Source organism: Coprococcus comes ATCC 27758 (genome assembly GCF_025149785.1).
Classification (GTDB): Bacteria; Bacillota; Clostridia; order Lachnospirales; family Lachnospiraceae; genus Allocoprococcus; species Allocoprococcus comes.
In genome coordinates, this window is sequence record NZ_CP102277.1 from 1,756,896 (window position 1) to 1,778,303 (window position 21,408).

Here is a 21,408-nt window from a genome sequence, read left to right on the forward strand (position 1 = left end):
ATAAAACAGTATAACACAAAATAAAAGTGACATGGTGAACTGATTGAAATGTTTCTGATTTTTGTAGCAAATAATTGATTGAACGATAAGGAGATAAGATACGATGAGAACAATATTTGCAGAATATAATCCCGGACGAAACAGCATTGATGTTTATACCAGTGCAGACTATATGCTTCGCATTGACTGCTGGGAAGCAGAAAAGAATTTGAGAACCACACCCGGATCAGATTGTGCATTAAACACACTTGCCATTGATGAACCACTAGAATATGCGAGACTGTATCTTGATGGGAATGTTTGATTACTGAATCTTCAATATTGATAATTCTTTCCATCTTCTCATTCCTCATATGATTCTCATTTTTACTAAAGTTAAAATCATTTCCTTTGTTTTCGATTATACAGTTCTGTACCCGCAACTTTTTGCTTATTCAGCAAGTTTTTAATTTTTTCACATATTTATTTTCAAATATTTAATTGAGAATACAGAACTCCTCTATATGAGAACAACTTTATTCTCATATAGAGGAGTTCTGTATTGTTTCCTACTACTATTTTTCTAAAATAAATTATCGCTATTTTGCAATTACATTTTTATCATTCTGTTATAAATGACGATCTGTATCTCTCGCACTATATATCAGTCGCCTTACTTCCATAACATTCCCGATAACCACATAATTCCTCACATAAATCCGATAATATGGATACTCTCTCCTTTTTGCAGAACGATAAGGTTCAAACGCAAGAGGATTTTCCAGCCTTTTCAATATGGCACTTTCAATATCATCAACCAACCGATGTGCTGCATCTTCATTTTTCAAGACATTTGTAATGTAATTTACCGTACTTAGCAAATCAGTTTCAAATATTGGCAAGTAGCGAAGCTGATAAGATTTATTTTCCATGTATTGCACTCCTTGCATTTTTGAACACGCTTTCGTGAGAAAGTCTTTCATCGGTTCCCGCAGCCTGTCTGTCAGCTTCATCAAGCTTCATTTCGATATTATCAGTGAGGCTTGCATACTCTTCTAAACTTAAAACAACCATAGCTCCATATCCATTTTTAGTTAAATACACAGGATTTCCACTATTAACAAGAGTCTCAATTTCAGGAAATTTATTTCTGAGATCAGAAACTGGGCGAATTTGTATCATTTCCACCTCTCCTTTCACTTTTTTCTATCTTTATTTTATCCTAATTTTATCATAATTGCAATAAACAGCAACACATTTCTCACAAATTCTACCATCCGCTTATACTGCATACTCATCAGTCATAACTATTTCTCTCAATATAATATTTTGCCGCTTCCTGTAAAGACATCCCTTTCTTTCTCGCTTTATCTCTCACACTGCTTACCGAGATACTTTTCATTCTACAAAGGGAATTGATTGATTCATATACACTTCCATCCTCCCAAATAAATTGCCGCTGTTTCGTAATCTTTCTAATATAATCAATCGCCTCATCATAATCGCTGTCTTTATTCCGGAACCTATAAGAATGCACAGATTGAACATTGATTCCATATTGCTTGCAGCATTCTTTCAAGTCCTTATACCTATCACCTTTATAGTAAAACACGTCCATTTCCAGATTCTTCTTCCTTTTCAAACAATGCCGGAATGCTTCTTGTGCCGAACAATTCTTTCGCCATGCTCTATTGCGCACCGCTTTTAATGACACCGATTGATATAAAATTTCAAAGCTTCTTCTCTGGATATTCCGTGCCGTTTTGCGTATGCCGACACATAAGATGCATTGCATCCAAATGCTCTGCAACATGATGTAAATGTAATATATTCCTGTCCGCAGAAATATATTTTTCTTTTATTATGATAATTCAAATAGCTGGAAAGCGCATGCCGCAGCAGAAAATGCTTTCTTTTTGCATATCGCCGGGCGCAGATCGGTTTAATCTCATATGCCATGCAGCATGCGGCGAAACTGTCATAAGTCACATGGTTATATGTAAAACGATTATATTTATAATACTGATAATAATGGCTGAGCGCCTCCTCTTTTGATATTTTATTTTTCTGCATATAAGTACATAGGGATTTATAGTTTATATTGTAATAATCGCAGCATTCTTTTAAATCTGTCCACCTCACTTTCCTCCTTTATTACAAAATATTGCAAAATGTTATAGAATTAAAAAGTCCTTGCCGGACATCTCTGCCTGACAAGGATTTTTTTGATACTTTTTATTACTTCTTCTTTAAGAAGACATTTATTAGATTTATTCTTGAAAAACTTCCTACGCTTCTCTTTCCATTCCCATTCCTTCTGCAAGCTTCTTGCTGAAAGCGAGTACGACTGCACCAAGGATAGCTACAACTGCACCGATTCCGATGAAGAACGGCACTTCGCTTCCTTCTTTATAGAAGTTAACGAGGATCATGTTAAGAGCAGCTCCTACTGACTGAGACATTGACCATACAGTCATCATCTGTGTTACAAAGGCTTTTGGTGCTGCCACTGCTGTAATGGAGTAACCGATCGGGCATGTAAATCCTTCAGCAAACATCAGTACTACATAGAACAATACGATCCACCATGCATTTACTTTTGCATCGCCTGGGTAAATGATATAAAGGAGTGCAATAATCATTGCTCCAAGTCCCCACAAAATCGTTCCGAATCCCATCTTTGTTGTTCCGAATGGCTGTTTCTTGCCAAGTTTTGTCCAAAGCATGGTAAGAAGACTACCGAAGCAAACCGCAAAGATTGCCGGGATTGTCTGGAATGAAGCTGCCGGAATTTCTACTCCGAAGATCACACGATTTACTTTTTCTTCATAGAAGATAGCAAGGATTGAAATTGTCTGTGTCCAGATCAAAAGTGTAACGGCGTTACAGATAAATGGTGGAAGCAGACAAAGTACTTTCTTTTTCTCGTGCTTTTCTGTCTTCTTGCTTGAGTAGATGAAGACAAGATAAGCAAGCGGGATAAAGATGGAAATAGTACTTACTACGTTTGCAAAGGAAGATATTTTCAGCTTTCCTGTTGCAAATGAAACTGCTAAAGCTGTTCCTACGATAGCAACAACAATAAGCATTTTTACAACAAAAGAACGTTTCTTATCTGCCGGAAGCGGATCATCCGGTTCCAGACCGATATTTCCGAAGAATTTTTTGTAAGTAGCAATATAAGCAACAGTACCTAAGAATGAGAGAACTGCTGATAATGCGAATGCTGCGTGGTATCCGCATTTCGCTGCGATTACACCTGCAAGGGCCGGAGCTGCTGCACCGATATTGGAAATTACGTAAGAAATTGTGAAAGCACTGTCACGTCTTCCATCGTTCTCATCGTAGAATTTACCGATCAGAGTTTCGATACATCTTCCTGCGAAGAGTGAACCGAATACCATACATCCCATAGCAGCTGCATATCCTACTACCCCAAGTGGAAATGCAAGCAAGGTATAACCGATAAATCCGGTAACTCTGGCTACAAGCAGTGACCTACGACATCCAAGAATACGGTCGCAGACATAGCTTCCGATGATGGTTGTCATTCCGACTACAGTTGCATATAAAGAAATCAACTGTGCTGCATCCGCTTTATCGAATCCAAGACCTGCAGGTGCATTTGCATACAGGTAATAGATCATTACGGCATTCATTGCGTAGTTCGAAAAAGACGAACAAAGCTGTACAAAGCTGAGAGTCCCCACCCCCCCTAGGCTGACCCAAAAACGCGGTCTCCTTTTTTAAGGCTTCATCATATTGATTCATTTTTAGTTTTCCTCCAAATAACATATACTTCTCATTCAATAAAAAACAGTTTATATTTTCCCCGATTTTTCCTGCTGCCCTCCTTTTTCCATGATTATATTCACTTGTTTTTTATCTTGAACCTTTCTTGTATCTTACTGAATTTTCCTAGAATTGTCAACATTTTACATTTAACAAAATGCATTTATGCTCATTTTTGTAACCATCCACAAAAAAAATGAAAAGAGTTTGGTTTCCCACGACTCTTTTCATCTTAATTTCGTCATTTTTCACATATAAAAAATGCTTAAGTCCCTTTTACAACACATGAAACTCCGGCTTTTCCTCCCCATATACGCCCCAGAGCACCACTCCTCCAAGCACGATCGCAAGGCATAAAAGTCCTGAAAACATCACCATAAACGGCAGGCAGATCTGGCCACACAGCTGGAACGGCTGATCCCGGTAATCCCAGATCCCGATCTTCAGCCATTTATTACAGATAATCCCCGTCATAAATTCCAGGGATGTCAGGAAAAGCACTGCCCGGATAATCTGAATCCACATCGGCTCAGACCAGTGCATTACCTCGCCCTGAAAACTACAAAATGTCAATGCAACTCCCCCAAGCACAAACATGGTCCAATGAGAAAATCCACGAAACCAGATCTCGATCAGATAATAGGTGCTTCCCCCTGCTGCTATCAGAAAGACTATCTCACTTACCCTTTTACTCACTCTTTTCACCATAAAAAACGCCCTCACTATGCAAATCTCTTACATAGCATGAGCGTTTCTTTTGGATTTTATCACAAATCATTGGATTTATTTACAGAGTTCTCCCATATAATAGAAGCCTTTTGCCTCTTTTAAGTAAACTGTCACGATCTTACCGATCATGCTTTCATCTCCCGGGAAATGTACCAGGAGGTTGTTGCTCATTCGTCCTGTCACCAATGACGGATCATGATCGTTGACACTTTCTACCAGCACATCCTGTGTGGTTCCCTGATGTACAGAGCATACTTCCGCCGAAATCTGCTGCACCTCTTTTAAAAGGCGATCAAAACGGTCTTTTACCACATCGTCAGGAACCTGATCTTCCATTGCTGCCGCAGGGGTTCCTGTTCTCTTGGAATAGATAAAAGTAAAGGCACTGTCATAACGCACCTGTCTTACAATATCCAGAGTATCCTGAAAATCTTCCTCTGTCTCCCCAGGGAATCCGACGATAATATCCGTTGTAAGGGAAATATCCGGCACTGCTTCGCGGATCTTTCTTACCACCTCAAGATAATGCTCCTTGGTGTAATGACGGTTCATCTTCTGCAGGATCCTGCTGCTTCCTGACTGAACCGGAAGATGCAGATGCTTGCAGATTTTCTTGGAATGTGCCATCACATCAATCAGTTCATCTGATAAATCCTTTGGATGGGAAGTCATAAAGCGGATTCTCTCCAGTCCTTCAATCTTCTCAATCTCCTGAAGAAGCTGTGCAAATGTCATCGGCTCTTCCAGATTCTTTCCATAAGAATTTACATTCTGACCAAGGAGCATAACTTCTACCACACCATCTGCCACAAGTCCTTCAATCTCGCGAATGATATCTTTGGGATTACGGCTTCTCTCACGTCCACGCACATACGGTACGATACAGTAGCTGCAGAAATTGTTACATCCGAACATGATGTTAACACCGGATTTGAAGGAAAATTTACGTTCGCTCGGAAGATCCTCCACAATCTTATCGGTATCCTTCCAGATATCGATCACCATTCTCTCAGATTCAAATCTTGTCACGATCAGTTCTGCAAATTTATAAATATTGTGAGTTCCAAAGATCAGGTCAACAAACCGATAGCTCTTCTTGATCTTCTCTACAACAGTCGGTTCCTGCATCATACATCCGCAGAGTCCGATGAACATATGCGGATTCTTTTTCTTCTTTGCACCAAGCTGTCCCAGACGTCCGTAAACACGCAGATTCGCATTTTCACGGACAGTACAGGTGTTGTAGATAACGAAGTCTGCTTTCTCTTCATCCGGCTCTTCCTTGTATCCGATCAGTTCCAGAACTCCGACCAGCTTTTCGGAGTCACGAGCGTTCATCTGACACCCAAAGGTTACGGTAGTCGCGGTTAAAGGGCGTCCTATCTTTTCAGACATTTCCTTTACATATTTGCGTGCTTTCTTAATAAAATAATACTGCCTTTCTGGTTCCGCAATAGGAGCTTCGCCGGTTATATCGACACTTTCTAATATTTTTTCTATTTCTTCTTTATTGTTATATCCAGACATTTTCATTTTTCCTTTCATCGGTAGTAATGCTCTCATATTATACTTTAGTATAACACGTTTTTCAATGAAAACATCTCTATAAACAAAAATCCCCAGTATTTCTACTGGGGAAAGTTAAAATTATTTTACTCTTAACCGCTGTCCGGCATAGATCATATTCGGATTAGACAATCCATTCAGCTGCGCAACCTTCTGGTAGGACGTGCCGTATTTAGCTGCAATACCGGAAAGCGTATCTCCAGACTGGACAGTGTAATACTGTGCGGATGAAGCACCGGATTTACCATTCACAATATTCTGAATTGTATTGTAGTCATATCCGGCAGCTGAAAGACGATTCTTTCTGTCGTTTCCGTTGCCCCATTTACCGGCAAGAACTTCCTGTGCGATCTGCTCATTTGATTTTCTGGCAGATGCAGCATTGATCTTGTTCTGTACTTCTGTGTAACGACTACCGAGAACAACCTTTCTTGTGTCACCGTTACCATATTTACCAGCTTTCACTTCGTTCACCAGTGTATCTACTGATGCAGAATAGATATGGTCGATGAAGCTCTGGACTTCGTTATACCGTGTTCCAAGGGCGTTCTTGCGGTTGTCGCCAGCCCCGTATTTTCCTTGCATGACTCCAACAACCAGATCGAGCGTGGATCCGCTCGGAGTATTCACTGTCGGTTTTGGTGTTTCTGCCGGCTTGGTTGTGTTTCCTTTTCCGGCGTATTTGTTCCATGCGTCCTTGTCGCCATAGAATTTATCCAGATCGAGATTACCGCCCCATCCATTCAATCTACCACAAGAGCTATACTGCCGGATAGCACAAGTATAAGCTCCCTCATTCCACGGCTTATCCTGATAGCCTGTGGCGTTCATGTCTGCGTACTGTGCAATCCAGAGTCCGCAATTGCCGATATTAGCGAATTTATAGGCTACAGACTGTGAACAGTACAGAAGAGGTCTTACGCCTGTTTTCTGGTATACATAGTCAAGCCAGCTCTTGCACCATGCAAAATCTGAGCTACCGAACGCCGGGTTGCCTGTTCCCTCCCAATCAAGGCAGAGAATTGCTTCACCTACACGTTTTCCAATCCTATCAAGGAAGTAATCCGCTTCTTTCTGGTAATCTCCACCAGTCGCATAATGGTAGATACCGAGACACTTTCCGGCGTTCTTAGCCTGTGCATAAGCTCTTGTGAAATCCGGGTTCACGTAGCCTGTTCCCTCTGTTGCCTTTACGATCACAAAATCGCACGGTACTACACTGAGGTCAATTCCTGTCTGATAACTTGCAATATCAATTCCGTTTAATGCCATAACATTTCCTTTCTACCGCTAACTTTTGGCGGTCAACAAATAGCTTCGTCTGTCTATTCGTCCTTATTCATCTGCTTAATCAACTGGTTCACATAATTACTAAGTCCAGCCACTAAAATTCCCTGTACAATTGCCGTAAAAATAGCCATTGCAATATTTTGTGTACCTTTAAGATCGCAAGTTGCTACCACGTAGATACCGCAGATAGTAATTCCAACAACACCGAGTATTGCCGGAATATACTTGTCTGCAACCTTTTCGGTATTTTTCAGACCGATTCCAACAAAATATAGTGCAATTGCGACTACAACCAGTTCTGGTTTCACATAATTCATAATCTGTTCCATAATATCAATCTCCTTTTTTCTTGTTTAGATGAAGGTCTTTAATCTCTTCATACATCTTTGTTCCAGTTCCGTTCCCGCCTAATTCGTGATACGATTCGTACATATCACAAAAATTTTCAAATGCGTAAGGTGGGATAGAACCAAGTTCCATATATTTATCATGGTACTCAAACAATTTTACTTTCAAGAGAATCATCGTTCCCTTGCTGTTTGCATCTCTGTAATGCTTCTGGTTCTTCAACAGCCAGATGATATAACCTAGCACAATAGGAAGAATCAGCGTATATGTCTGCATCAAAAATTCTTTCACTGCATCTGTCTCTCTTTCTTAATTTTGCGTACAAAAATAAGACCTCTCGGTCTCGCTCTGATATCCATATTTTCTCCATTAAAAAAGACAGCTCCGAAGAGTCTGCCTTTTGTCTGTTATTCTGTTATAATTTCTTGCCACATCTCGGACAGTAGTTAATCGGTATATTCATTTCCATCATGTTTTCTTCGCCGCCGTAATCCGATACACCAATGTGTAGTACACTTTGTTCATCAACTTCACCACCGAACAGCCACAATTCCAACCGTTTTACCGGATCTCCTTTAGCAAGTACCACCGGACGTGCGCCCAACAGATTGCTCATATCCTTTTTGCCAAAGAGTACCTTTCTGCTACAAAATTCACATTTCTCCATTTTCATTACCTCTCTGATATTTTTATTTTGATTGTATCAGATAATGTAATGGTTAAGATATTTTCAGGAGAGTTCGATGTTTTTCGATACCTCATTTTCAAAAACTATAATTCCTCGTGTGTGTTTAATAGCTTCCTGTACTTTTGGCTCATTCAACAATATTTCGTTGTATACATTCGATTTCACAATAATATAGAATGGATACTTTTTCAAACTGACATTTTCAGTTATTCTCCATTCATGTTCGTGCGTCCAATCAGTATACATTAAGCCTTTATCGCATCCTTTAGCGAATTTCTTCATTGCCAATATCCATCAGATCATTATACTGTTCCTCAGTAATCCTGCCCGTGGCGAAGAAAATGTCAATCTTATTTTTCAGATCTTCTGTCAGACCGTTTCTTTCCTTTAATTTTTTCAGTGTCTTGTATAACATAATCATACCTCCAATTCTGTAAGTGCCACGGCATATTCGGAATTTACATAGGCTTCTGCCGACTGTGTGTCGATATCCTGTGTCTTTGCGTCCATGTCGTAGATGTAATCTCGGTTGTCGTTAAGTTGCTTCTTTACATAATCCCATCCATTTTTCATGGAAATCGGGTAGTTAAATACTGTATATCCGTCCAACTGCTCTGAATTGACGCTGATGTTTGTTACTGGATAATAGGTTACAAGTTCTTTTAATGCCTGTGTCTGTTCTGGTGTGAGGTCGGTTTCTTGTTGCTCTAATAATTGATAAATCACATCAAAATCAATACTCAGCTCCTTTAATTCTTGCGCGGTATATAATTCATCATTTGGTTTTTGTATATTTTTAATATATGCCATTGATCCCACTGTACATGTTGTCCAGGCCGTCCATTCAAATGCTGAAAATATGCACTGGTAATTACCAATCCTACTATAAGGTGCAATGTCAAAGACTAATCTATATTCTTCATTAATAACCCCGTTTTTTGTATTAAGTTTTTTCCTTTCACACATTCTAACTACTTTTCCACGCTCAACATCCACATAATCCGCAATATACTGCTGTCCATTGATTGTGACATTACCGCCAGAGGATACCGGGATGGCGTTGAGGGTGTATGGGAGCTGGACGAGTTGCTCGGTGTAGGGATCATTCGTGGATAAGTCTTCCCTTTTTTTACAAATCATAGGTGTAAATGTTAAATTGTAAGTTCCAGCAACTAACAGTACGACATATAAAGCTGCTTTTTTCCCTTTAACAAATTTTATTGTATCGTTTGTATTACTTTGAAAGCTTGCCCCATCTCCACCTATTGTCTGTAAGATAACATTATTGTTTTTTGGTGTGTTCATGTAATATTCACCATCCGGAAAATCCACTAAAAATTCACCAATATTAGCACTCGCATAGTCCGTCACAGATCCCTTTATAGTAATACTTCCATTTTCTGACACTTTTGCTGTTGCACTTGAACCGGGAAATGCATAGTCGCCTTTATGTCTTCCAAAATTATAAACATTCTTCCCTACCACCTTCACCACCGGATTCACCACTGACTTAATCTCCTGCGGGTAGTCTGGATTCGGGGACGGGATACCGCCGGTGTAGGGTTCGTAGGAAGTGGCTTCTGAGCCTTTTTCTACTTGAATATCTTCAAGTTTTGTTGCATTTACAATTAAATAATTGTAATCTGTTGTGTCTATTGTATATGAATCTTTTGTTCCATCTTTTCGTTTCTCATTGTAGCAAGTAACCACATTTTCTTTTGTCGGAACAGTATCAACACAACCAATACGATATCTATCTTGAATACTTCTTGTACTGATAGTTACGCTTGTCAAATTGCTCACATCAATAGCCATTCCAATATCATTATTATTAAATCCGCATAAACTTGTGTCATTATCGATATAATAGTTTTCATTTTTCCCATGTGCAAGATTCTTTCCACTATACTGCTTCTGCTCACTACGTCCATACAGCATCATATCCATGATTTTGCCATTGTCAGAATCGGCAAGATGAGTTTCGCCCTGATTCGATGCATAGAACTTTGTAATTTTGTTGGATAAATCTTCCTGTAGTGAACCAATATCCTCTTTGTTGGTCGCAATCTGCTCCCGATCAGCTGTGAACTCTTCCGCCACTGCCTGCATCTTACCCAGCTGTTCACTTCCAGCTGTCCGAATATCTTGGACTGCTTTTTCGCCAGATGCTATAAGGTCTGTCTTGAGCTGTGTCCCAGTTTCAATCTCCTCACCAAGAGAAGTGTCCAATGCACCCGCTTGCTTCACAGTCGCACTCAGAGTCTCCTGCATTTCACCTGCAGTCTTCGCGGATCCGTCCAAAGCTGTCTTGGCTTCACCAGCTTTCTGTGTGGACGTATCCAGCTCTGTCTTTGCAGTTCTCGCCAGCTCCACCGACTTGTCCAGTGCTGTCTTAGTGTCACTAGCAGTCTGAATAGACTCATCCAGTTCTTCCTCGGAAACACCAGCATTTATAATGGTCTGTTCAAGTTCTCCCTTGGACTCTGCAGTCTGATTTTGAATCCGTTGGATCTCGCCATCAGTGTGAGTAGTAAGATTGCCTACAGAGGTCTCTTCCTGATTCTGGATAGCTTCGATTGCTTCCTGCTTTTTCTCTCCGACTTTCCTAAGGGCATCTTCCTTGGTCTTTTCTGCTGTAACTGCACTCTCCGATGCACTAGCAGCATGCTTACCGGCTTCTGTCGCACTTTCCTTTGCATTCTGCTCTGCCATCTTTGCCCGATCAGCTGCCGCATTAACAGCTTCAACCGTTTCGTGAAATATATTCGGCTCTGGCAATGGTTCTTCTGATGGGTTCTCTGGTTTGATTCGGGATTTTACTGGTATAATTATTTCACATTTCGTATTTCCGTATTTTTCTGTAGATACATATATAAATGCATATATAAAATAATCATGTGTTTTATTTTCGGTGTTCAATAATTCGTTTGGTATTTGAACCTCGGTTACCCCATTTACTGTTGTCCCTATACGAGTAATGCACTCTTTATTATTTCTTGATAAGGAGAAATGCACCTCTAGGAAATTTGGTAGTACCACCCCACCCGATAGAATTTTTAGAACCTGTCCGTAATCATACTGCCAGATACTTCGTGTTCTTTGCAACATTTCGTTAAATTGTACTTCTATAATATTATCCATAATTTCACCTCTACTCCACTACTCATTTACATCTTTCATTTCAGACATCCTCTTTAAAATAATTTGTAGTGCGGTATTTTCTTGCCCCATAATAAATGTCTTATATAATCATCAAGTACAACTGCTACGGCTGATAGGAAGAACCACAAAATTGAAAACGGTAAACATATCTGACCAAATAAATTGAATGGCATATTACTGTAATTCCAAACATTCCAATCGAGCCATAAATTCACGATACAGCCACATACAAATTCCAATGCAGTAATCACAATCGCACCGATCAACATCTGCCTTACCAATGGCATCTTCCGGCATTTTTCGTTGATACAACCAATAAGGAAAAACGCCACCCCTCCAACAATAAACATCGTCCAATGAGTGCGTCCTCTTGCAACAAGTTCAATCAATATATAAATCAGACCGCCAATCGTAAACAGAATCAGCGGTCTTAATTTCTTCATGATTTCTGAGCCATCATTGCTTTCAATGGCTCTGACTGGTATGCTTCTGGAATATCCATTCCGTAAGTGACTTTTTCTACATCTTCCTTGCTTTCCAGAGAACGGATGTAAATGCGAAGGTCGCGGAAATATGTTACGTGCCAGGTCACGTAGTTCATTGCAGTTGTCGTAATTTTTCTCATATCCGCATTACTATAGAATTTGCAATGCTGTTTTTCGTCCGATGTGTGCCACGGAATGTTCTCTTCTCCAGCGACAACCTGGCTCTGTAATCCGACAAGACTTGTCTGGTCATGATCTTCCAACGTGAAATGTTCTGTAGTTCCATCCGTAAGAACGACATCCACACCTGCAGCAATAATCCCCTGTTGCGCCATGTTCATTTCAGCTACTTTAGCCTCTTGCAAGTCCTCCAAAGTTGGTTCATATGGTTCCGGTTCCGGTTCTGGTTCTGGTTCTGGCATTGGTTCCGGTTCTACATATACACTTCCGTCATTAGACAGAATAAATCCATTTTCTTCTTCTTTATAAAGTGTAGTAAACTCTTCATACTTACCAAAAACATATCCTTTCTCTGTAAGTAGTCGAAACCCAGAAGTGTTTTTCTCTACCCCTTCAATTAGAATATGTGAATCATCTTGTTTAACTACTTTTCCTTCAACTGGTTCTTTCTGGTCTAAAAAAAGTATATTCATCGTTACTCCTTTCTTCTTTTTAGAGGGATTCTGAACTAAATAGCAATTATTTTAATCGAATTGATTGAAGTTCTTGTAAAACAATGACTATTTACATATATAGCAGAACTCATAATAAAAAACATCTCCTGCTAAAGCTTTTTGCCATCTGACATAGAGATCGATTTCACCATTCTTACTAACACAAAGAAGGCAACTGGAATATGTATTATCTTGTACTATTCCTCCAGTATAAAACTGTTTATCACAGCACGGAGCAGGTACTCCACTTGCAATATTAAGACCAGCATATACATTAACATTTTTTGTGATTTTGGTGCATCCATTGACCATCACCAAATTCCCAATTCTATTGCACTCAATCCATGAATCGGACGTTTTTACGTTAGAAGTATTAAGTGTCACGAGATATGTGTTTATACTCATTAAATTATTGTTTATTGTTGTCTCTGCATTTTTTAATTTGCTATTTAGCTCTTTAACTGCCAGTGCATCTACGAAGAATCCTTTCTCTGTAACAAGCGCAACATCATCAAGCGCAACAAGTTTATTTTCGTAAATATTATTGATTGCTTCTCTTTCTTCATTTACCTCTTTTGCCCCGTAATCACTACCGACTTGTTGATAGGTGGTTTCATCCTGCAAGGAAAATGTACCATCATTGTTTGCAACTTGCTTGTATTTTCTCTTGTAATTCGATGGATCCAAAATATCATCTTTGAAATCCGTGCGTAATGGTGTATATGCCATTTTCTTCACCTCTTACCTTTATATTTTCAAATCTGTTGTTGCCATACCTAACGTTATGCTTAATCTGCGCGGTCTATATCTCTGCAATCCCTTATAATAATCTAAACAAATACGCTCAATCCGATTGAAGTCTTCAAAATCAGGCGTTTTCTCATTTGCATACCAAGTCTTTTTTTCTTCATTATTAAATATAAATGTGCTATTTCTTAATAACTCTAAATTGTTTTCCAACCGATTAAATTCTTCTGCATACGGGAATTCATTGTAGCCGTTTTTATCATCTCCCATATCTTCAAATGGTACTGTAGAATAAAACGGCAATGCCATTTCGCGAAGATAAGCAATGTTGTTTTTTATTCGGTTGTAATCCTCAAAATTGAAGCTATCCGTTGAAACCCAATCAATTTTTGGTTCTTGCCACACTGTTCTTCCTCCTAGTTACAAGTCCACCGCCAAGCAATCCAGAATCAAATGTAATTTGAGCTTCTTCCACGACTGCTTTCAAGTTTGAATCATATTTATTTTCCTGTCCAATCGTATCACCACAATCAATTGCCGGTTCTCCACGGTAGTCCAGTTCATATTCGATTCCAGACGAAAAGTAATCAGCAAGCCATGTAGCAACTTGCTTACTATGTTCTGCATCAGAAATGATAGGATTCTGCCATTCTTTATCCGTACCACGATTGTTTACCGTCTGAACATCATATGCCGTAGATACATTATACTTATATCCTTTTACAGTTATATTTACCGTTTCACCAATTGCAACACCAGACACAGCAATTTCAACATAATACGCTCCAGAAGATACAACATTTGCCGATTGTCCGCTCTTTCCATCTTCGATACTCACCGTATATCCGTAGCAAGCATCAGACATATAATAAATAGCATTTTCGCCGTCATACGTGAGCGTTTCCGTGGCAAGTTCATCTTCAATACTTGATTTTGAATAAAGATATCTAGCAACTTTCACGTTCTTGATTCTATCAAGCTGTGTCCCAACAGGTGTAGAATATAAATCGTCGTACTCAATCCGATAAGACGTTTCCGAACCGATTGAAATATAATCCACATGGATTCTGCTGTTCGGCTCAGTTTCTACAAATTCGATTTCCATCTTGTCGTATTCTGGAAAATCGTATTGGATTTCAAAATCATTTGCGATTCCAGATTGAATTGTCAGTGTATCGCTCAATACATTATCTGCATATGTCCGTATAATAAATTTCTTTGGAAGTTTGTTGCCAAATGCAATGTAAATACCATATGCCTTATATTTTGCTTCAAGCGTTCTTGTGATGACTGGATTTTCTGTAAACAGACCGTTTTCATCACTGATAGCAGAACTTACATATCCGGTATTCTGGACATCTTCCTTTGGCAGAAATAGCATCTTTCCATCCGCCAACCATCTATTTTTTTCATAGGTTGCAAAATCTGATTTTTGAGTCTGGATATCAACATTTTTTATATCAGAATAATATGTAGTTCCATTTGATGTTGTTTCCATACTCGGTTGGAATAACGAATGAATACGGATTCTTCCGTAACGGTCATAGTCAAGTACACATCTTCCGGCATTTGCTATGATCTGTAGTGCTTCTTTATGCTTTACTTTTGGAAGCGGATTATGGATAATAACTTTTTTCAAGTAAGTATCCAAATAATAATCATCATTTCCAACACTAGCATCCGTAAGTACAAGAACGGCTAAATCATAAAGCGTAATGCCATTTTCATAATACTGTCCTTTGTAATAGTCATCGTCAATGAATTTTAAGACATCTACCGCCCTAATAGTGGCTTTTTCATCAGATGCGCTCCATTCATATACATATAAGGAACCCATCTGAAGCCATTCAATACTACCATTATCAAGTTTGTATCCAATTGTTACATTTAATCGCTGTCCACTTTCCAAGAAGTTGATTTCTGATGCAGGATTATCTACGTTGAATATCTGATTATCATTATGGAGCGTTACACTAAACTCTGATTCCGGTAAATCATCATTGATAGATGAAATGGTTGTCTTATTGCTTGCGTTAAGAATCCATTCATTGTCATATTCCAAACCAAGACCAAATTGAATATAATCAATTCTAACTCTATTGTTCGGAACACTCATTTCCGTAATGACTAGCTCGATATATGCAGTATTATCAAATACCGTATCTGTCTTAAAAATCTGTTTGCTATTCTTGAATTCAATAGACAATCCATCATCAGTTACTACAGAAAATTTTGTAGGATAGCATTCTCCAAACTTGATTGTCAGACCTTTAATATCTGATTTTCCGCAACCAAAATCAAATTTTATATGCATTTCACTAGAGAATAGTTCATTGCACGTATATCCATCAAGCCAATATTCATCTGCATTCTCTGGCAAAAAGTACATTGATCCATCAGCCTTAAACATATCCTGTTCGTAGGTTGCATACCTCTTAACTGTATGTTGCCGAAAAAGCGATTTCGGATCAGAAAAAGTAGTGTAATCCGTATTTTCCAGTTCTGCTGATTGTTGCGCTTCTTGATTTATGAGTCCAAGCTGTATCTTCATATACGATTCATTACGGATTGGACGCTTCATCGATTCTTTATATTCTTTAGAAGTCTGAAACATTTCTACCACCCCGAATCAATAATGTTGACTTTACAGTTTATGTATGCCACTGGTCTACCGGCTTTATCGTATTTAAACACATCTGCCGTTCTGTCACCCGGATACATAGTTAATGTAATCCAGTTGTTTTCAACCATATCCCAAAATTTTACTGTTACAAAAAATTTTTTGAACTCTTTAAGCATATCTGACCATGTTTCTGCATCTAAGTACGCCCATTCCAGGTTGTCAATCTTATAATTGTCTCTTCCAATCTTCTGACCGACAACCTTGTTATTTGCATTTCTGGCTGAATTTACTGCCGTAGTCACTACCATATTGGGATAACGCTTCGGTGCAGGAAACGGCTTGCCATTTACAATTATAAAATTTGATATATGTCTTGCTGCCATTTCCTACCTCCTACGTTGGCGAAAAAGAAAAGCCCGTATTTCTACGCGCCTTTGATATCTGCTTATCCATTCTTTTTCCATCCATATTTACGCTTGTATCCTTTTTAAGAATCAATTTCTGATATTCAATAACTGTTCTTAAAAGTGCATTTGTTTCATCATTCGCCTTTTCAACACCAGAGCTTACACTCTCTACAATCTGATTGTTATTCGCTACAACATGACGATTTCCAATGCTTCCAATATATTCAGAGCCGAATCCGTTTTCATTGGCAACATAGACTTCGCCATTCATTGGGAAGCCACCATTAGCATATCCATGTCCATTCCAGCCACGTGATAAGCTACCATATCTTGATACCGTGTATCGAATAGCAGCTATCATATTGGAAAGCGGATCATAAATATTTTTGTTGTATGGTGCAAGTGCATAACTACGGAATGTCGGATCAATCACCTGCATAAGTCCCTTTGACGGAATACCGGCTTTTGCATTGCTATCCCAGTTGTTGATAGCATTCGGATTACCGCTTGACTCGGACTGCATCTGCATCAACAGACGATTCAGATTTGATTCACTGTACTGTCCAGTCAATTTCAATGCTTTCTTAGCAAGCTTTCTCCACTGCTCTACTCCGGCAGACGGATTATATTTAACATTCGTACCACCGAAATCGCTCAAAAGACCTTTAATGCTATTCACAGCCGCATCGAATACAGAGTTGACAGCACCTTTCGCCATAGATAATCCAGGTTCAAGCGCGCCAGTCAAATCCGTGAATTTGTCAATTGCAATTTGCATAAGCTTTCTCGGATTTTCTACATAATCAAGAATATCTCCCGTGAAATCTTTGACCTTCGCCCAAGCATTACCAAAGAAATCTCCGATACCGCTCTTGAAATGAGGAATATTCTGCATCCGCATCAATGCTTTTGTCTGGTCTGCCGGGAGTACTTTTGTTCCTTTTGGCATTGGTAACATTACATTACGGCCTCTAGGAATGATTGTTTTCCCGTTCGGAAACTGCACCAACTCACGGTATGTACTTCCGGTTTGGTCATTGACAACACCAAGTGTGTCATGCGCTACACCATCAGTACCAGTTGCAAAGTTCACATACGGATATGTTTTTCCAGATCCTAGTTTTCCAAGTACCCAGTTCACGCCACCAATAACGCCATTTAAGGCATTTCGAATAGGTGATTTGATTTTGTCGCCAATGCCCCGAAAATAAGAACCTATTTTATCGAAAATACCAGTGATTCCATCATAAGCTTTTCGGAAAGTATCCCTAAACCATGTTGAAATAGAACCCATGTTATTCTGAATAGCTGTTCTTTTATCTCCAAACCATGAACCGATATTCTGAAACGCAGATGCAACATAACCTCTTGCGCCCTTGAACTTCGCATTAAACCAGTCAGAAATGTTATCCATATTGGTTTGAATATCAGTTTTCTTCTGACCAAACCATCCACCGATATTCTGAAATGTATCAGTCACGCGTGTACGTGCATCTTCATATTTTCTTCCAAACCAATCAGCAATATCGCTCTGTGCATTTTTTACATCGGTTTTTCTATCTGCATACCAAGTACCAATGTCCTGAAATGCATTTTCTGTTCCAGTTCTTGCATCTTGATATTTTTTTGAGAACCAATCAGCAATATCACCTTGTGCGTTCTCTATATCTTCTTTTCTTTTTTTAAACCAATCTCCGATATCTTCAAAATTTTCTTTCGCTGCGTCATCAGCGGCTTTAATATCTTCATCGGATAATCCCATCATTTGGCTAGGAGTTTTGAATAGGTTTTCGCTAATTTTCTTAGACAGTTCATTCATCTTATCGAAAGTATCCATGGATTTTTTCATATCTTCGTCAGACATTTTATCTCCAAAGATTGCGTTAAAAAGTCCTTTTTGCACTCCCGTTTTAAAATCTTCCGGAAAGTTAATAAGTGCTTTTTTTAAAGCTTTAAAAAACTCTTTAAAATCCCACGCAAGACCTTTCCAATCAATGCCACAGATAAAATCAACTATCTTCTGTCCGATTTTCTCCCACGTTTTATCCTCTGCCAGACCATCTATTAAACCAGTAATTGCTTCAAGAAGACCTTCGCCAAAATGACTGAATGTTTCAGCGCTTAACTCAGCATCCCAAGTCTCAAAGAATCCGGTAATACCAGCAGCTAATGAATCTCCAAGATTTTTCCAGTCAAAATTGACTGCAAATGAATTTGACGCATGTAACGCAGTATTGATTGAACCGGCAATTGTAGCTCCTAAATCATAAAAAAGACGTGGCGAAATCAATCCATTAAGGAATGTAGCCAAGTCTTTTCCAAAATTATCAGCTTTACGATAAACCGTTTTCCACGGAATACTCTCCATCGCAGAACTCAGCTTATCTCCGAGCATCTTTCCGATATCGGTAAAATCGGAGTTTTTGATAGCTTCTTTAAACTTATCAGCCAGTTTATTCATAGAGTTTGGAACTTCTATCGTTTCAAACATATCTGAGATAGATGGACTTCCGCTAGAGCTTCCGCCAGAGCCGGAACCACTACCAGAATCGCCGGAATTATCTGCCGGCTGAATGACATTTAATTCATCAATGCCGAGAGTATAATTCTGTAAATCCTTAATTGCTTTTGCAGTATCATTTGCTTTATCTTTTGTTGTATCAAGTCCAGCGCCGTAATCTTTCCATGCTTTTTTAGCTTGTACAACAAAACCTTTTCCGGTAAGCGCAGCCATAAACTGACCAACTGTATTCAGTGCACCGGCAAGCATATCAATGAAAGATTCTATATACGGTCCGACTACATTCACAACCGGTGCAAACGCAACCGCCCACGCATTTTTCAAATATAATAAGGATGAAACCATTCCAGAAATACTTTTGTTATATTCAGAGCTATACTGTACAAGGTTGTCCGAACCTTCCTTGATTGCCTGTTTTATCTGGCTGATAGCTCCAAAAATGGTTGAGAACATAATGGACGAACCTATCATTCTTCCAAATGACATTCTGTATCTTTTGTTGCCACCGTCAGAGTCGCCAAGAAGCTCTTTCAATGTACGGAACGGATGAATCGCTTTGCTTGCAAGATTCTTCGCATTTTGAATTGATTTTCCAACTTTATCAAATGATTTTTTTACGGGATTTATGTTATTGGCAACACCTTTTATTCCGCTTACTGCTCTTTTGAATATATTTGCTTTCTTCGTAGCATTTTCAATCGCATTTCCGGTTGCACGTGCTTCATCAACACCCAAATCAGCTTTCGCAGCTTTCTGCATTTCCTGATCGTACTGTTTTTTCGCAACCTGAACTCTTGCAAGTTTTCTAGCTACTCTGTCATACTCTGGGTCGTCTTGTGAAAATCCTTGCTGCGCCAGCTCTGCTAACTGCTTCTTTAATCTCTTGATCTGCTCTTCAAATGTATTCACCTTTGAAGAATCAATTCTGCCTACAGAATCATTAAGTTTATTGAAAGCTTCAAAAGCAGTTCCTCCGAATTCCTTCATGACATCGTTATAGTTATGAAGATTTTCAGCACCCTCACCAAAAACAGCTTTCATTGCATCCGGATCATAACCCATGAATTTTCCAGAAGTAGGCTCTGTTCTGGCAACATCAGAGCCGGAATCATTATGAGTATCATTCGCATCAAAATGCGTAACAGGGACATCTGCCGTACTTACATTCTGTAATTTTTTAAGAGCCTCAGTAGCTTCATCAATGGCATTGGAATACTGGTTCATCTGCATAATCTTTTTATACCAGTCTTTACCACCTAAAGTATCTGTGCCCTCTAATTCACGAATATCTGAAATTGACTGCCAGGTTCTTTCATAAGCCCTCTCATATTCAGCAAGCTTACTTTGAAGCTGTTTAGAGTCCATTCCAGAAAAATCGACTCCAAGCGAAGAATCCTTGAATTTATCAACAAGTGTCTCAAATTCCTGAGCTGGATATTTCAAATCACTTCTATTTGCCCTACCAGAAGCACTCTGACCGCGAACACTACCGGTAAGCTCAACAATTCTTTCAAGACCAGAAGTATTCATTCCAGCACCGAAGATATCAGAAAAAGACTTTCCAGTATCGGCAACACCTTTCAGAGAACCAGTCAAATCACTGGATTCGGATTTTGCTTTTTTAATACCGGCAACAATCTCATTAACACCAGATATAACGCTTTCATACGCAGCATCTTCCATCCATTCTGGTTTGTAGAAAGAATTGCTTGTCTCATAGAATTTTTCCAATGCACTGTTGAGCTGATAAAATTCATCCTCAACATTGTTTGCATCTTTAAGAAGTCCCGGAAACATATCTTTCGCTTCATTGTAAAAAGAGTCCAACTCTATTCCACTTTTGGTAGAAAGTTTCTGTTTCATTACCGGAACTCTGTTTTTGTAAGTATCACCAAGAGATTTAGCTGTTTCCGGCGTAATCTTGATTTTACTTGTAGTTTTAATCCAGTTGTATAATTTCTGATATTCTTCAGAAGTTGATTTTGCTACAGAACCATTCTTTGCCGTAATCTTTCCAAGTGCATCAAGATCATTGCTTAATCCACTATATGGCTTTCCACCATTCGCAGACAATCCACCAGAAATCTTCTGTGTAAGCTCACGAACCTGTCTTTGTACTTCTGAACCAGCTTTATTAAGATTGAATCCGCTGATAAGTTCATCGGCAAGTTTCTTTCCTTGTTTCCTTGCAGCACTATCCATAGCATTGCCAGAGAACAATTTATCTACATCAACATTCTTAAAAGAAATACCGCCCTGTGCCATTACCATGAATTTTTCCAGTGCCGTAGCAGCTTTATTGATTCTTTTTTCCAGACCAGACAAAGCTCTGTTCGCCCGATTCGCTTCTGCTTCAACTACTATCTCTAAGCTATCAATTTCGTTTTCAGACATTTT

General features: G+C 39.0%; 21 protein-coding genes. 1 reads left to right on the plus strand and 20 read right to left on the minus strand.

The window, feature by feature from the left end:
• The first annotated feature begins 103 nt into the window (after positions 1-103).
• Complete coding sequence (locus NQ556_RS08755) at positions 104-304, plus strand: DUF6061 family protein (protein ID WP_117558203.1); 201 nt, start codon at positions 104-106, stop codon at positions 302-304.
• A gap of 304 nt (positions 305-608) precedes the next feature.
• Here the strand turns inward: NQ556_RS08755 and NQ556_RS08760 are convergent, their stop codons facing one another.
• From NQ556_RS08760 to NQ556_RS08860, 20 genes are all read right to left on the minus strand, one after another.
• Positions 609-911, minus strand: coding sequence for a type II toxin-antitoxin system RelE/ParE family toxin (locus NQ556_RS08760; RefSeq protein ID WP_204575979.1), 303 nt, complete (start codon positions 909-911; stop codon positions 609-611).
• Positions 901-1,161 carry a type II toxin-antitoxin system Phd/YefM family antitoxin gene (locus NQ556_RS08765; protein ID WP_044999282.1) on the minus strand — a complete coding sequence of 87 codons (261 nt, stop codon included), beginning with the start codon at positions 1,159-1,161 and terminating at the stop codon, positions 901-903. The genes NQ556_RS08760 and NQ556_RS08765 overlap by 11 nt, the downstream gene beginning before the upstream one ends.
• Before the next feature lie 115 nt (positions 1,162-1,276).
• Entirely contained in the window at positions 1,277-1,597 is a 321-nt protein-coding gene (locus NQ556_RS08770; protein WP_044999281.1) for a hypothetical protein, read from the minus strand.
• Between the two features lie 86 nt (positions 1,598-1,683).
• Complete coding sequence (locus NQ556_RS08775; RefSeq protein ID WP_008375505.1) at positions 1,684-2,121, minus strand: hypothetical protein; 438 nt, start codon at positions 2,119-2,121, stop codon at positions 1,684-1,686.
• A gap of 146 nt (positions 2,122-2,267) precedes the next feature.
• Positions 2,268-3,626, minus strand: a complete 1,359-nt coding sequence (locus NQ556_RS08780; protein WP_243269738.1) for a peptide MFS transporter — start codon at positions 3,624-3,626, stop codon at positions 2,268-2,270.
• 421 nt (positions 3,627-4,047) lie between these two features.
• On the minus strand, positions 4,048-4,479 hold the full coding sequence (locus NQ556_RS08785; protein WP_008375501.1) for a putative ABC transporter permease: 432 nt from the start codon (positions 4,477-4,479) through the stop codon (positions 4,048-4,050).
• A 75-nt stretch (positions 4,480-4,554) separates the two neighbouring features.
• On the minus strand, positions 4,555-6,027 hold the full coding sequence (gene miaB, locus NQ556_RS08790) for a tRNA (N6-isopentenyl adenosine(37)-C2)-methylthiotransferase MiaB (protein WP_204575985.1): 1,473 nt from the start codon (positions 6,025-6,027) through the stop codon (positions 4,555-4,557).
• Between the two features lie 120 nt (positions 6,028-6,147).
• Positions 6,148-7,338, minus strand: a complete 1,191-nt coding sequence (locus NQ556_RS08800) for a GH25 family lysozyme (protein ID WP_008375497.1) — start codon at positions 7,336-7,338, stop codon at positions 6,148-6,150.
• 53 nt (positions 7,339-7,391) lie between these two features.
• Positions 7,392-7,685 (minus strand): phage holin family protein, encoded by a 294-nt coding sequence (locus NQ556_RS08805; protein WP_008375495.1) that lies wholly within the window; start codon positions 7,683-7,685, stop codon positions 7,392-7,394.
• A 4-nt stretch (positions 7,686-7,689) separates the two neighbouring features.
• Positions 7,690-7,995 (minus strand): hypothetical protein, encoded by a 306-nt coding sequence (locus NQ556_RS08810; RefSeq protein ID WP_173825687.1) that lies wholly within the window; start codon positions 7,993-7,995, stop codon positions 7,690-7,692.
• A 124-nt stretch (positions 7,996-8,119) separates the two neighbouring features.
• Complete coding sequence (locus NQ556_RS08815) at positions 8,120-8,371, minus strand: hypothetical protein (protein ID WP_044999279.1); 252 nt, start codon at positions 8,369-8,371, stop codon at positions 8,120-8,122.
• A gap of 286 nt (positions 8,372-8,657) precedes the next feature.
• On the minus strand, positions 8,658-8,807 hold the full coding sequence (locus NQ556_RS08820; RefSeq protein WP_167531634.1) for a hypothetical protein: 150 nt from the start codon (positions 8,805-8,807) through the stop codon (positions 8,658-8,660).
• A 2-nt stretch (positions 8,808-8,809) separates the two neighbouring features.
• The gene (locus NQ556_RS08825; RefSeq protein ID WP_147574794.1) at positions 8,810-11,170 is read right to left on the minus strand and encodes a hypothetical protein; all 2,361 of its coding nucleotides are present in this window, start codon (positions 11,168-11,170) and stop codon (positions 8,810-8,812) included.
• Positions 11,171-11,586: 416 nt separating this feature from the next.
• Positions 11,587-11,997 carry a putative ABC transporter permease gene (locus NQ556_RS08830; protein ID WP_044999276.1) on the minus strand — a complete coding sequence of 137 codons (411 nt, stop codon included), beginning with the start codon at positions 11,995-11,997 and terminating at the stop codon, positions 11,587-11,589.
• Positions 11,994-12,692, minus strand: a complete 699-nt coding sequence (locus NQ556_RS08835) for a DUF4376 domain-containing protein (protein WP_204575986.1) — start codon at positions 12,690-12,692, stop codon at positions 11,994-11,996. Before NQ556_RS08835 ends, NQ556_RS08830 begins: the two co-directional genes overlap by 4 nt.
• A gap of 87 nt (positions 12,693-12,779) precedes the next feature.
• A complete protein-coding gene (locus NQ556_RS08840) occupies positions 12,780-13,442 on the minus strand; it encodes a hypothetical protein (RefSeq protein WP_008375480.1) in 663 nt (220 codons plus the stop codon).
• 18 nt (positions 13,443-13,460) lie between these two features.
• On the minus strand, positions 13,461-13,865 hold the full coding sequence (locus NQ556_RS08845) for a hypothetical protein (protein WP_008375478.1): 405 nt from the start codon (positions 13,863-13,865) through the stop codon (positions 13,461-13,463).
• A complete protein-coding gene (locus NQ556_RS08850) occupies positions 13,843-16,074 on the minus strand; it encodes a hypothetical protein (RefSeq protein WP_204575988.1) in 2,232 nt (743 codons plus the stop codon). The genes NQ556_RS08845 and NQ556_RS08850 overlap by 23 nt, the downstream gene beginning before the upstream one ends.
• Positions 16,075-16,076: 2 nt before the next feature.
• Positions 16,077-16,466 carry a hypothetical protein gene (locus tag NQ556_RS08855; protein ID WP_008375474.1) on the minus strand — a complete coding sequence of 130 codons (390 nt, stop codon included), beginning with the start codon at positions 16,464-16,466 and terminating at the stop codon, positions 16,077-16,079.
• 10 nt (positions 16,467-16,476) lie between these two features.
• The gene (locus tag NQ556_RS08860; protein ID WP_204575996.1) at positions 16,477-21,405 is read right to left on the minus strand and encodes a transglycosylase SLT domain-containing protein; all 4,929 of its coding nucleotides are present in this window, start codon (positions 21,403-21,405) and stop codon (positions 16,477-16,479) included.
• Positions 21,406-21,408 lie beyond the last annotated feature (3 nt).

Bases quoted from the DNA above. Each gene is read 5' to 3' on its own strand.
- NQ556_RS08755 (WP_117558203.1), top strand. From the start codon at position 104: ATGAGAACAATATTTGCAGAATATAATCCCGGACGAAACAGCATTGAT.
- NQ556_RS08760 (WP_204575979.1), bottom strand. From the start codon at position 911: ATGGAAAATAAATCTTATCAGCTTCGCTACTTGCCAATATTTGAAACT.
- NQ556_RS08765 (WP_044999282.1), bottom strand. From the start codon at position 1,161: ATGATACAAATTCGCCCAGTTTCTGATCTCAGAAATAAATTTCCTGAA.
- NQ556_RS08770 (WP_044999281.1), bottom strand. From the start codon at position 1,597: ATGGACGTGTTTTACTATAAAGGTGATAGGTATAAGGACTTGAAAGAA.
- NQ556_RS08780 (WP_243269738.1), bottom strand. From the start codon at position 3,626: ATGATCTATTACCTGTATGCAAATGCACCTGCAGGTCTTGGATTCGAT.
- NQ556_RS08785 (WP_008375501.1), bottom strand. From the start codon at position 4,479: ATGGTGAAAAGAGTGAGTAAAAGGGTAAGTGAGATAGTCTTTCTGATA.
- miaB (WP_204575985.1), bottom strand. From the start codon at position 6,027: ATGTCTGGATATAACAATAAAGAAGAAATAGAAAAAATATTAGAAAGT.
- NQ556_RS08800 (WP_008375497.1), bottom strand. From the start codon at position 7,338: ATGGCATTAAACGGAATTGATATTGCAAGTTATCAGACAGGAATTGAC.
- NQ556_RS08805 (WP_008375495.1), bottom strand. From the start codon at position 7,685: ATGGAACAGATTATGAATTATGTGAAACCAGAACTGGTTGTAGTCGCA.
- NQ556_RS08815 (WP_044999279.1), bottom strand. From the start codon at position 8,371: ATGGAGAAATGTGAATTTTGTAGCAGAAAGGTACTCTTTGGCAAAAAG.
- NQ556_RS08820 (WP_167531634.1), bottom strand. From the start codon at position 8,807: ATGTTATACAAGACACTGAAAAAATTAAAGGAAAGAAACGGTCTGACA.
- NQ556_RS08830 (WP_044999276.1), bottom strand. From the start codon at position 11,997: ATGAAGAAATTAAGACCGCTGATTCTGTTTACGATTGGCGGTCTGATT.
- NQ556_RS08835 (WP_204575986.1), bottom strand. From the start codon at position 12,692: ATGAATATACTTTTTTTAGACCAGAAAGAACCAGTTGAAGGAAAAGTA.
- NQ556_RS08840 (WP_008375480.1), bottom strand. From the start codon at position 13,442: ATGGCATATACACCATTACGCACGGATTTCAAAGATGATATTTTGGAT.
- NQ556_RS08850 (WP_204575988.1), bottom strand. From the start codon at position 16,074: ATGTTTCAGACTTCTAAAGAATATAAAGAATCGATGAAGCGTCCAATC.
- NQ556_RS08855 (WP_008375474.1), bottom strand. From the start codon at position 16,466: ATGGCAGCAAGACATATATCAAATTTTATAATTGTAAATGGCAAGCCG.
- NQ556_RS08860 (WP_204575996.1), bottom strand. From the start codon at position 21,405: ATGTCTGAAAACGAAATTGATAGCTTAGAGATAGTAGTTGAAGCAGAA.